Source organism: Pedobacter sp. 22226 (assembly GCF_052045455.1).
GTDB classification, from domain to species: domain Bacteria; phylum Bacteroidota; class Bacteroidia; order Sphingobacteriales; family Sphingobacteriaceae; genus Pedobacter; species Pedobacter jeongneungensis.
On record NZ_JBQEPB010000004.1, the window covers coordinates 23,893 to 35,963 of the forward strand.

9 protein-coding genes are annotated in these 12,071 nt (G+C 39.5%); 3 read left to right on the forward strand and 6 right to left on the reverse strand.

What is annotated here, in order from left to right:
* Positions 1 to 357 precede the first annotated feature (357 nt).
* The 5 genes from ACTJKC_RS09660 to ACTJKC_RS09680 form a co-directional block, all read right to left on the reverse strand.
* On the reverse strand, positions 358 to 2,013 hold the full coding sequence (locus ACTJKC_RS09660) for a glutamine--tRNA ligase/YqeY domain fusion protein (RefSeq protein ID WP_440791451.1): 1,656 nt from the start codon (positions 2,011 to 2,013) through the stop codon (positions 358 to 360).
* Between the two features lie 419 nt (positions 2,014 to 2,432).
* Entirely contained in the window at positions 2,433 to 3,377 is a 945-nt protein-coding gene (locus tag ACTJKC_RS09665; RefSeq protein WP_440791453.1) for a TIGR01777 family oxidoreductase, read from the reverse strand.
* Positions 3,378 to 3,381: 4 nt separating this feature from the next.
* Positions 3,382 to 4,197, reverse strand: a complete 816-nt coding sequence (locus ACTJKC_RS09670; RefSeq protein ID WP_440791455.1) for a DUF393 domain-containing protein — start codon at positions 4,195 to 4,197, stop codon at positions 3,382 to 3,384.
* Positions 4,198 to 4,429: 232 nt separating this feature from the next.
* The gene (locus tag ACTJKC_RS09675; protein ID WP_344851668.1) at positions 4,430 to 4,936 is read right to left on the reverse strand and encodes a GbsR/MarR family transcriptional regulator; all 507 of its coding nucleotides are present in this window, start codon (positions 4,934 to 4,936) and stop codon (positions 4,430 to 4,432) included.
* A 65-nt stretch (positions 4,937 to 5,001) separates the two neighbouring features.
* Complete coding sequence (locus tag ACTJKC_RS09680) at positions 5,002 to 6,081, reverse strand: alginate lyase family protein (protein WP_440791458.1); 1,080 nt, start codon at positions 6,079 to 6,081, stop codon at positions 5,002 to 5,004.
* 129 nt (positions 6,082 to 6,210) lie between these two features.
* On the opposite strand from ACTJKC_RS09680, the gene ACTJKC_RS09685 reads away from it, so the two are divergent.
* From ACTJKC_RS09685 to ACTJKC_RS09695, 3 genes are all read left to right on the forward strand, one after another.
* The gene (locus ACTJKC_RS09685; protein WP_440791460.1) at positions 6,211 to 8,718 is read left to right on the forward strand and encodes a YfhO family protein; all 2,508 of its coding nucleotides are present in this window, start codon (positions 6,211 to 6,213) and stop codon (positions 8,716 to 8,718) included.
* A 626-nt stretch (positions 8,719 to 9,344) separates the two neighbouring features.
* Complete coding sequence (locus ACTJKC_RS09690; RefSeq protein WP_440791462.1) at positions 9,345 to 10,199, forward strand: UDP-2,3-diacylglucosamine diphosphatase; 855 nt, start codon at positions 9,345 to 9,347, stop codon at positions 10,197 to 10,199.
* 20 nt (positions 10,200 to 10,219) lie between these two features.
* A complete protein-coding gene (locus ACTJKC_RS09695; protein WP_440791464.1) occupies positions 10,220 to 11,236 on the forward strand; it encodes a glycosyltransferase family protein in 1,017 nt (338 codons plus the stop codon).
* 429 nt (positions 11,237 to 11,665) lie between these two features.
* On the opposite strand, the gene ACTJKC_RS09700 is transcribed toward ACTJKC_RS09695, so the two are convergent.
* Positions 11,666 to 12,034 (reverse strand): YccF domain-containing protein, encoded by a 369-nt coding sequence (locus ACTJKC_RS09700; protein ID WP_440791466.1) that lies wholly within the window; start codon positions 12,032 to 12,034, stop codon positions 11,666 to 11,668.
* Between the last annotated feature and the right edge of the window lie 37 nt (positions 12,035 to 12,071).

A 12,071-nucleotide genomic window follows, 5' to 3' on the forward strand; every position in this document is an offset into this window, starting at 1 on the left:
TAACGCAAATGAGTCCGAAAAGTCGGAGGACTGATGTCTGAAGTTTAGGTGCAAAATACTCTTCTCAGCGTACTTCGCGTCGCTACTTTGCGAGCTTCGCATTTAGTAATGGAAGATGTAAAATGGATAATGGAATGATCTGGCGCCATAACCAACCAATGGCTAATGACCAATCAACCTAATCATTTTTTGCGGTTATGATGGAAGATGTAAAATGGATGATGGAATGATTTGGCGCCAAAACCCACCAATGACTAATGACCAATGACGAATAAACCAACGAGCTAACAAAAAAGCACAGATAAACCACATTAATCTGTGTTCATCTGTGCCTATCTGCGGTCAAAAAAGAAAAAATTAATTCGGCTTCTTAAATGTATCTTTTAGTGTTACCGTTCTATTGAAAACCAGTTTTTCGGCAGTAGAATCTTTATCTAAACAGAAATAACCTTTACGGATAAACTGGTAACGGCCATCTAAATCGGCGTCTGCCAGGGCAGGTTCGATGTAAGCGTTAGGTAAAACCGTTAAACTTTCAGGGTTTAAATAATCTTTAAAGTCGCCTTCCTCAGCATCTGGTGTTTCTGATGTGAATAAACGGTCGTATAAGCGGATTTCAGCAGTTTTAGCATGTGGCGCACTCACCCAATGGATGGTACCTTTAACGTTGATACCGCTGGTATCGCTTCCGCTTTTCGATTCAGGAATGTAAGTACAACGGATTTCGGTAACGTTTCCGTTTTCATCTTTCACAAAATCTTCGCACTTCACAATGTAGGCAAATTTTAAACGAACCATTGCACCCGGTGCCAAACGGAACCATTTTTTAGCCGGTACTTCCATAAAATCTTCACGCTCAATCCAAAGCTGGCTGCTAAAAGGAATTACGCGGGTACCTCCTCCATCTTCAGCCTCTGGATTGTTCTCGCCGATTAAATCTTCCGTTCCTTTTTCGTAATTGGTAATTACCAGTTTAATCGGATCTAAAACCGCCATTACACGGTTAGCTGTTTTGTTCAGATCCTCGCGGATACAGAATTCCAACAAACTCAGCTCAATTAAATTCTCGCGTTTGGCAATACCAATACGCTCACAAAATTCGCGGATACTTTTGGGTGTGAATCCTCTTCTGCGCAGACCTGAAATTGTAGGCATCCGTGGGTCGTCCCAACCGCTTACCAGCTTCTCGTTAACCAATTGCAAAAGCTTACGTTTGCTCATTACCGTACTGGTAAGATTTAAACGGGCAAATTCATATTGTTTAGAAGGGAAAATCTCTAACTTTTCGATAAACCAATCGTACAGTTCGCGGTGCGAAACATATTCTAAAGTACAAATCGAGTGTGTGATATTTTCAATGCTATCACTTTGTCCGTGGGCAAAATCATACATCGGGTAAATGCACCATTTGTTGCCTGTACGGTGATGCTCTGCATGTTTAATGCGGTAAATAATCGGATCGCGCATCAACATATTCGGACTTGCCATGTCGATTTTAGCCCGCAAAATATAAGCACCATCGGCAAATTCACCATTTTTCATTTTGGTAAAAATATCGAGGTTATCTTCAATGGTACGGTTACGGTGTGGACTGTCCTGACCAGGTTCTGTTGGTGTACCTTTTAAAGCTGCAATTTCATCTGCCGAACTTTCATCCACATAAGCCAATCCTTTTTCGATCAGCTTAACGGCAAAACCATAAAGTTCATCAAAATAATCTGATGCATACAATTCATTTTTCCAGTTAAAACCCAGCCACCTGATATCTTCCTGCTGGCTGTTAACGTATTCTGTTTTCTCCGTTACCGGATTGGTATCATCAAAACGCAGGTTGGTATAACCGCCGTATTTTTGTGTTAGTCCGAAATTTAAGCATATTGCTTTCGCGTGGCCGATGTGCAGATAACCATTAGGCTCCGGCGGGAAACGCGTAACCAAAGTTTCATACTTACCACTATTTAAGTCGTTCTCAACAATTTCTTCAATAAAGTTCAATGACTTCTCTTCACTCATAAAAACCTGTAAATTAGGAATGCAAATGTAAAAAGATTGAGCGTATTTATGCAATGATTAACGGTTTATTAGCATACAGTTAACATTATGGCGATAGAATTTCATTAATAGTTGTAAAATGATCAAAGCAACGCTCAATTGGTGCGTTGATTAATGTTTTTAAATGATGGTTGACATATTTCTAGTTTACTCTTACAGGCCATCATCGCCAAGCATTATGTTCCCTGCTATCCGACATCAGTTCCAAGCGTTGATTGTTTGTTTCTTTATCATCAAGGATAAAGAAAGAGCCCCTTTCGGCGGCGGCGAGCCGAGGCAAGACCGAGCAAGGGGCAAAATCTTCTAAAGCCTCAAACTAAAAATCAGTTAACCCACTTTAAACTCAATGTAAATTTACTACGGACGCTAACCTTTTCTCCTTATCGCCCAGCGCCAAACGCTTTCCGCTCAGCGCTCAGCGCTTCCACCGCCTCCTTCACTTCCCCATACTTAAACTCAAAACCACTATTCACCAACACAGCTGGTTTAACCCATCTGCTTTTTAAGATCAGTTCTGTTTCTGTTCCGATAATTTTTGCGCCAATGGCCAGTAACCAGGCAGGTGTAGGTAAACCAAAGCTGCGACCAAAAGCTTTTCTGATGCTGCGCATAAAAAGATTATTTTTAACTGCATTTGGTGCCGCGCAGTTTACAATACCTTCAATTTCTGGGTGATTAAGCAACCATTCAATACTCCGGGCAGCATCCTCTTCGTGGATCCAGCTCATGTATTGTTCGCCATTACCTTGTTTACCACCCATGCCCAGTTTCACCAGGTTGAGTAAACGTGGAAAAGCACCATCTTTTAAACCTAACACAATGCCCATCCTAAGGGCTATTTTTCTTGTTTGAGGTGTTTCAGTTCCGAAAAAACTCTTTTCCCAGGCTTTACAGACTTCAATTGAGAAACCTGTACCGATTTCGCCGGTGAATTCATCCTGAGGCCGGTCTTCCGCATGGCGGTAAATGGTAGCAGAAGTAATATTGATCCAAAGCCTAGGCGGGTTTCCCATATCATTGATCGCTTCGCCCAGTAAACGGGTGGGAATCAGTCTAGAATCGAAAATTTCTTTCTTGTTTTTTTCGGTGTACCTGCAGTTTACATTTTTGCCGCAAAGGTTAACCAGCAGGTCTGCGCCATTTAAACTATTTGCCCACCCGCCCATGGTTTTACCATCCCATAATAGCGTTTTAATATTTTCGGTTTCGGCCTGAGGTTTTCTGGCAAGGATGATCACTTCATCAGCCAGGTTGCTAAAATGTGTGGCCAATACACCGCCCAAATAGCCATTTCCTCCGGCCAGTACAATTTTTCCGTATTTCATGATCTTAAAAACTAAATATTAAACCTAAAACAATTAAGCGGTAAAGCGCCCAGCTCACACTCATTAACCAACCCAGCTTTAACAATTTGCTCCTGCGGATGTGTTCCAAAAACATCAAACCGGCAACCATTAAAAAGTACAGAACAAAAAATACAGGTTGGATTTCAAGATATTTAACCAATGTCAAAACAGGCAGAAGCAACAATGAACCGGCGAAAGAAATGGTCATCATATTGCCCAGGTAATCCCACAGTTTTTCTTTTCGGTAAAAAAGAATAATAGCTCCCTGAAAAAATAGCTGCCCGCCACAAATTAAATATTCCCGGTAAGAATTACCCAAAGGGACAAAATCGGTAAGCAAATGTGCATAAGCCGTTAATACGTAAGCAGTAATCAGCCAGGTAGAAAGGAGATAAGCAATGCGGTAATGGAGTTTAAAAGCAGGCTGTATGGTGTTTTCTTTAACTGCTGCGGGAATAATCACTTTGCGGTTGTAAGAAATAAAAGCATAAAATTTACGCATTAAGTAAATAAACGGCCCAAATAAAAATAATGGTTTAAAGAAGGGGATGGCATGTGCAATGATCTTGAATAAACTCTGGATGCCATAGGTAACTTCGCCCGTTTCTGTATTTATCAGCGCAATTTCATTTGCTGCCCGCTGCCTGTCTACCAACGGACAAATATCCTGCGGCATTTCCTGATAAGCTTCTCTGCCATCTTTTGCCAACATACCAGTTTTAACAAAAACCTTGGTATAGGCATAACACATGGGGCACTCATTGTCAAATAAAATCACATGGTTCTTTAGCGTTCTCATTTTATTTAAATTTTAATACTTTCAGTAAATTATGAAACATAGATTTAAAAAATTAAGCCGGACTATAAGTAAGGCTTTTTTAAGATGTAAGGTTTAAGGGTGTATGGTTTATAAGGTTTAAGTTAACGCTGTCTTAATACTATAATCTTGATACCTAATACTCCAATCTTGCTACTTGCTACTCCAATCTAACTTAACCAGTCTCACATCTCAAATCTCGTGTCTCACATCTCTATTTAAACACCTTCAACACCGAACTCCAGAACCAGCTTTCTTCCGCTTTTAGCATCGTTTCTAAAGTTTTATCTACGTTTCCGGCTAATTTGTTAATGTCTTTGATAGATTTTTTGAAAGTAATAAACTCCGGGTCTTTTTCATCGCCATTTACGGTAGAGAGTTCGTTCAAAATCTTTAAAACGGGGTCCAGTTCTCTTTTTTTGCGTTCTTTAGCTACCTGACGGGCAATATTCCAAACATCTTTATCTGCAAAAAAGTATTCTTTCCGCTCACCGGCTTTATGTTGCTTTTCAATTAATCCCCAGCCAATCAGGTCGCGGAGGGTCATGTTTGCATTGCCTCTCGAAATACTGAGCTGCTCCATAATTTCTTCGGTGGTTAATGCTTCCGGTGAAATTAACAACAGCGCATGTACCTGAGCCATGGTGCGGTTAATTCCCCATTCTGAGCCTAATTTGCCCCAGGCTTCTATAAATTTTAATTTTGCTGCTGCTAATTCCATACACAAATATAATCTTATTTTTAAACTTTCAAAAATTATTGAAACTTTATTTAATTTGAAAGGTGTTATTTATGCTTTAGTTCATCTAATACTTTTTGCCAGGTGCTTGGGTTGCCGCTTACCTGTTTTAACAGATCGCTTTGTGCAGGATCAAAATAAACTGAGAATCTTAATACCGGCAAAGCCAGGCCTGGTTTAAACATGCTTCCTGGTGCAAAGCCCGGTTCGTTGTTCTTTGCCCGGTCGCGATCGAATTTAACCGTGGTATTTACATATTCCTCATGCTGTTTTTCGCCTTTGATATACGGGATCAACCATTCTACCGATTTTTTGATCGATGATCCTTTTGGCGATTCGTAGGCATAAAAGTTTTCTCCCTTTGCCCGGTCGATTATGATGGCCAGTTTCAACATGGGCTCCAGGTCGTAAATGTGGTAATGCATGGCATCGCGTTCTTTAAAGTCTAAACTGGTACCATCTGCATACAAATTAATGTTGATGTGGCTTTTCAGGTTGTCGATTGTCCAGTTGGTTAATTCCTGGTTGTTGAGTGTATAGCCAATTTCGCCCACTACTTTTAAACGGTGTGCATTCCAGTTATTAATCGCCGTGCCCCTGCCTGCTTTCATCCTTTTGCTGTTAATTTCTGCCCATGCCGTTTCACTCAGCCATTTTTCGATCTCTTTTTTAGCTGCGGCTGGGATGTCGGTTTTGATCAGGTCGTAAGCTTCAACTGCCGGATCGAGATTGGTATCGTCAATAGGATCGCCATTGGGTTTATTGTTTTTTGCCCAAGCAGAAAGAAATTCTACACATTTGTTTAAATATTTCTGATCACTGGTAATCCGGTATTCTAAAGCCAGTGCAAATATTTTGCTCATATCGGCAAGGGCCTGCTGGGTTTTCACTTTCTTTGGATTTCCTTTCAGTAAACCTTCCGTTCTGATGGTATCGATCGGGTTGGGCTGTTCGCTCAGGTATTTTAAAGTCGATTTTTCGAAGCCCAGATAGAGTTTCTTGGTTTCTTCATCATTTTTGATTGCGCTTTTCAGCTTTGCAGTTTCAGCGGAGGTTAAACTTACAATCTGCCCGAAAGATGCAAAAGATAGGGATGCGAGCGCGATTGTAACAACAAACTTTCTCATAATAAATGGGTTGAATTTTTATACTCTGCTACAAATCTAATTTTTTATTCAGCACGCATTTAATTTATTCCTTTTTTATACCGCCCAAATTTTTATTTTTGACGTTCGTTTAAACTTAAACAAACCTTAATGAATAACTGGTTTAATAAAAATGGCGTACACCTGGCCATTATTGCATTTTTTGTAGTCATTACTTTTGCCTACTTCAGTCCTGTTTTAGTTGGTAAAGCCCCTGCGCAAAGCGATGTGATTCAATCACAAGCTATGCAAAAGGAAATTATGGACTTTAAAGAAAAAGATGGTAAAGCTCCACTTTGGACCAACCAGATGTTTGGCGGTATGCCAGCATATCAAATTTGGGTGCCGTATGCGTATAATGGTGCTACTTATGGAATTGCCTTGATTACTAAAGCTTTACCAAATCCAACTGGTACAGTTCTTTTGTTACTTTTAGGAGCTTATTTCTTATTTATCGTATTAAAGGTCAATCCCTGGCTAGCTGCGGCTGGTGCAATTGCTTTTACTTTTACAATGTACAACTTTGTTTTAATTGCTAGTGGACATAGTAGCAAGGCACTTGCGATTGGTTTTTTTGCACCAATTATAGCCAGTATATTATTAACTCTAAGAGGTAAATACTGGTATGGTGCTAGCTTAACTGCGCTATTCCTGGCTCTCGAAATTAGAACAAATCACGTTCAAATGACCTATTATTTGATGTTGGCAATTTTAATTTTTGTTATTGTAGAGTTTTATAAAGCTGTTAAAGACAAAACTGTTTCAAATTTGGTAAAGTCTTTGGCTTTTCTAGCTTTTTCTATTGGCATTGCGATAATGATCAATGCAAGTTTATTATGGTCTACAGCAGAGTATGCAAAAGAAACAAACCGTGGTAAATCTAATTTAACAGCTACCGAATCGGCATCAACAGAAAAAGATTCTGGTATGTCAAAAGAATATGCTTATCAATGGAGCCAGGGCGTTGGTGAAAGTTTTACCTTCCTAATCCCGGATTTATACGGAGGTGCATCTGGAGTAGAAGCATTAGTAAAGCCTGAAGGAAATATGTATAAAGCTGTTTCTGAAATTACTGGGGGTGATCCAACCCAAACAACACAGGCTATTCAGCAATTGGGGGGGCAATTGAATATGCAGCAGTATTGGGGAGAGAAACCATTTACACAAGGTGGTTATTATTTTGGTGCAATAATCTGTTTCCTATTTGTTTTTGGATTATTTATTGTCCGTAATCAATTAAAATGGTGGATACTGGCAACAACAATTTTGTTTATTCTACTTTCTTTTGGCCGTCATTTCCCTTTAGTAAGTAATTTGTTTTTCGATTACTTCCCGCTTTATAATAAATTCAGGGCAGTGGAATCAATTTTGGCAGTAGTCGGATTAATGGTACCAATATTAGCTGTTTTAGCAATAAAAGAAATCCAAGATGGAAATATCGATCAAAAAGTATTAGTTAAAAAACTAACCTGGTCTGCAGCTATTACCGGTGGATTTGCATTGATTGTAGCAATTGTACCTACACTGTTTTTTAGCTTTAAAGCTTCAAATCATACTCAGATTGTACAGGCTTTAACCCAAACACTACAAAATAATGCTTCAATTGCACAAAAAATCGCGAATGGATTGGTAGAAGATAGAATTGCAATAGGCCGTGCAGATGCTTTACGTTCATTTTTCTTTGTAGTTGTTGGTTTTGCGATTGTTTGGGCATTTATTATGAAAAAGTTAAATGTTCAACTTGCTTTAGGTTTATTAGGGCTTGCCATTTTGGTGGATATGTGGCAGGTAGACCGTAGGTATTTGAATAACCAAAACTTCGAATACAAAAAAACAGCATCGGACTTCTTTAAACCAAGAGATGTTGATAATTTCATAATGGCTGATAAAGATCCTAATTATAGGGTATATGACGCTTCAATAAATACTTTTAATGATGCCAGTACATCTAATTTTCATAAAACAATTGGAGGTTATCATGCTGCTAAGCTGAAACGTTATGATGAGTTAATTCAACATCAGTTTACCAAAAGCATCAACCAGGATGTATTGGACATGTTAAACACCAAATACATCATTACGCAGGATCCTCAAAACGGCTCGTACAAAATGCAGCGTAACCCAACAGCAGCGGGTAATGCATGGTTTGTACAAAGCGTGCAGTTTGCCAGAAATGCCGATGAAGAAATGAAAGCCATCAGCAGTTTTGATGCGAAAAAAGAAGCTATTGTTGATGAAAGCTTTAAGAATGTAATCGATACCAAACGTTTAGGCACCGGGCAGGAAGGCTTTATTAAATTAACCAGTTATAATCCTGACCATTTAACCTACGAATATTCTACGGCTAAAGATGCCATTGCAGTATTCTCAGAGATCTATTATAACAAAGGTTGGAAAATGTACATTGATGGTGTAGAAAAGCCATATTTCAGGGCCGATTATGTTTTACGTGCAGCACAGCTGGAAGCCGGTAACCATAAACTTGAATTTATTTTCCACCCAACTTCGTATTACACTGGTGAGAAAATCTCTTTAGCAGGATCAATCTTGTTATTGGCTGGTTTAGGTTTCGGTTTTTACTCAGAAGAAAAAAAGAAAAAGAAAGCGGTTAAAGCTTAATTATTCCTTTAAATTATATTTACACCCCGTAGGATTTAATTCTTGCGGGGTTTTATTTTTTAGTCGGGGTTCCGGTGACCGAGGTCGGAAGTTATTAACCCAAACTCAATCCCACGCGCTAGATCTCTCTTCCGAATATTCGGGACGCTCCGGTCGGGATGACATCCTTTTACTATACTTTTCCTCGCGATTAGTCATCCTGAGCGTAGTGCAATGTAGCCGAGAGATCTACCTCGAGATAGATCTCTCCACTCCGCGATGCTCCGGTCGAGATGACGGAACTTTCGTAGGATCTTCTCTATCTACGTTTCCGGTTCAGTTAACCAATTTATACGGTTAACCGGTTAACCAATAAACCAATGGCAAATGAACCAATTAACCGCCAAACTAAAATTTAACAATGTCGTAACATTTGTTTGATATACAGCGTCTTATCTTTGTATTGAAAAATCAGGTGATATGTTAGAGTCATTCTTTGCCGTATGCTTATTAATTGTTGTACTTTATTTCTTTAGCCCTTTTGAGGTAAAACTCGATGAGGAAGAAGAGTGGTAACCCATTTAATTTGTCTCTAAACTGCTCAAAACGGGCGGTAACCATACCCTTCCCCCTAAAATTTCCCTTTTATGGATAAAAGAAATGTCGATGTAGTCGTAATCTCCGATGTACATTTAGGTACTTATGGCTGCCATGCAAAAGAACTTTTAAAGTATCTTAAAAGCATTAAACCCAAAACACTGATCCTGAACGGCGATATCATCGATATCTGGCAGTTTAGTAAAAGTTACTGGCCCGAATCGCACATGAAAGTGATCCGTAAACTGATGAAATTCGTTTCAGAGGGTGTGCAGGTACATTACCTTACCGGGAACCACGATGAAATGCTCCGTAAATTCGACGGTATGGAAATGGGGACTTTTCACCTTCAAAATAAACTGATTTTAGAGCTTGATGGCAAAAAAGCATGGTTTTTTCATGGCGATGTTTTCGATGTAACCATGCAGCATTCCAAATGGCTGGCCAAACTAGGTGCGGTGGGTTATGATACGCTTATCCTGATTAATAGTTTTGTAAACTGGGTGCTTACGGCGTTTGGAAGGGAAAAGATGAGCTTTTCTAAAAAAATTAAGGCTAAGTTTAAAGATGCTGTTAAGTTTATCAACAGTTTTGAACAAACGGCAGCCGAGCTTGCGATAGAAAAAGGATATCACTATGTGGTTTGCGGTCACATTCACCAGGCGGAGCAACGTGAAATTGCAACCGAAGATGGAAAAGTAACTTATCTGAACAGTGGCGATTGGGTTGAAAATTTGACTGCTCTGGAATATCAGGATCAAAACTGGACGGTATTTAAATATGAGCACCAGCACTTTACCAAAGATGAACTGGACGAAGGACTGCTTTCGGATGCAGAAGATTTAAAAAGTAAACTGGACATAAATATTCTTTTACAGAATATAAAGTATGAAATTGCCCAATAATTTTAGATATTCGGGCATAAATGAAGATACTTTACGCAATACAGGGAACAGGTAACGGTCATATCAGCAGGGCGAGGGAAATTATTCCTCTCCTTCAAAAATATGGCGAACTGGATATTTTGGTTAGCGGCACACAGGCCGATGTAAAATTAAGCCAGCCCGTTAAATACCAGTTGCATGGTTTCAGTTTCATTTTCGGGAAAAAAGGTGGTGTAGATCATTATAAAACCTGGCTGAACATGAATCTTTTCCGTTTTAGGAAAGATATGAAACAGTTGCCACTTAAAGAATACGATTTAATTGTTAACGATTTTGAACCGGTAAGCGCCTGGGCCTGCAAACTGCAGGGCATCGAATGTGTTTCATTAAGTCATCAGGCTGCATTTAAATCAAAAAAAGTACCCCGTCCGAGGACTTTAGATTGGGGAAAGCTTATTTTGAGCCGTTATGCACCCACCAAATACCACATTGGGTTCCATTTTGATCGTTACGATACTTTTATCCATACGCCAGTAATCAGGGCAGAGATCAGAAACCTGAAAAGTGAAAATTTAGGACATTATACGGTATATCTGCCAGCCATTGATGATAAGCGTTTGGTAAAGCTTTTTACCCAGATACCGAATATTACCTGGCAGGTTTTCTCTAAACACAGCAAAGTTGCTTATCAGCAAGGGAATGTTTTTGTAGAACCTGTTAATAACGAAAAGTTTAATAAAAGTCTGGCCACCTGCGAAGGCTTGTTTACCGGTGGCGGCTTCGAAGGACCAGCCGAAGCACTTTATTTAAAGAAAAAACTGCTGGTTGCGCCTATGCGTTTCCAGTTTGAGCAGCAATGTAATGCCTATGCTTTAAAACAATTTGGCTTACCTGTAATTTGGGGAAGTACGCGTAACTGGTTGCCGATTGTTAAAAACTGGGTGGAAAATCCTCAAAAACACGAATTTGATTTCCCGGATGAAACCGCGCAGATTATTGATGATATGGTGAGGAAATATGCGAGGGTGAAATCGAAGTCCGGAGTCCAAAGTCTGTAGTCCAGGCCTGTAATCCAGAGTCATTTACACTCGTTTTGTCATCCTGAGCGTAGTCGAAGGATCTCGGTGTTGAGTCTTGAGTCGACAATTGATTATCCTCCAAACGTTGTGAAGAGTTTTTTAGTTAAGCGATACAGCAGGAACCAATTTCTATTTCGAGCGAAGTACAGCGCAGTCGAGAAATCTAGTATAAAGATTTTTAATTTTTAATTTTTAAACCATTTAAGACATGTAAGTGAATATAAGTTCAAACGGGTTCTTGCACAGTACATTGTTTTCTAAACCTGACAGGAGCGGGCACCGAACGCAGAGAGGTAAAGCGGATGGCAGGACTTCCAGATCCGACAAACACAGGACCCTGCTTTCCAAAAAAAAAATGTTTAAAGATTTCTTTCCGAATGTTCGGAATCGAAATGAAGGAACTATTAATTAAGAAATCGATTTCCCGAAAGGCGTAAAGGCCAGGTTCATCAGCTTAAAATGCTGGCGGCCGAACGGAATGCCTACGATGGTAATGCAAAGCAGGATGCCAAAAAACAAATGCGTTAAGGCGATCCAAAAACCACAACAAAAAATCCAGATCAGGTTCATAACGGTAGAAAGGCAGCCCGTATTTGATGAAGTATCGGTTATTTTAACCCCAAAAGGCGCAAGGCCCACAATGGCGAATTTAAAACATTGGATACCAAAAGGAATACCAACAATGGTAAGGCAAAGGATTAAACCTCCGATAATGTATTCGAAAAAAATGAAGATGCCGCCAAAAATAATCCAGATGATATTGCCTAAAAAGTTCATTGTGTTTGTTTAGGTTAAGATTTAGGAATCTGCTTTT

Excerpts from the sequence above, each read along its gene's own strand:
- ACTJKC_RS09660 (WP_440791451.1), bottom strand. The coding sequence starts at position 2,013 with ATGAGTGAAGAGAAGTCATTGAACTTTATTGAAGAAATTGTTGAGAAC.
- ACTJKC_RS09665 (WP_440791453.1), bottom strand. The coding sequence starts at position 3,377 with ATGAAATACGGAAAAATTGTACTGGCCGGAGGAAATGGCTATTTGGGC.
- ACTJKC_RS09670 (WP_440791455.1), bottom strand. The coding sequence starts at position 4,197 with ATGAGAACGCTAAAGAACCATGTGATTTTATTTGACAATGAGTGCCCC.
- ACTJKC_RS09675 (WP_344851668.1), bottom strand. The coding sequence starts at position 4,936 with ATGGAATTAGCAGCAGCAAAATTAAAATTTATAGAAGCCTGGGGCAAA.
- ACTJKC_RS09680 (WP_440791458.1), bottom strand. The coding sequence starts at position 6,081 with ATGAGAAAGTTTGTTGTTACAATCGCGCTCGCATCCCTATCTTTTGCA.
- ACTJKC_RS09685 (WP_440791460.1), top strand. The coding sequence starts at position 6,211 with ATGAATAACTGGTTTAATAAAAATGGCGTACACCTGGCCATTATTGCA.
- ACTJKC_RS09690 (WP_440791462.1), top strand. The coding sequence starts at position 9,345 with ATGGATAAAAGAAATGTCGATGTAGTCGTAATCTCCGATGTACATTTA.
- ACTJKC_RS09695 (WP_440791464.1), top strand. The coding sequence starts at position 10,220 with ATGAAGATACTTTACGCAATACAGGGAACAGGTAACGGTCATATCAGC.
- ACTJKC_RS09700 (WP_440791466.1), bottom strand. The coding sequence starts at position 12,034 with ATGAACTTTTTAGGCAATATCATCTGGATTATTTTTGGCGGCATCTTC.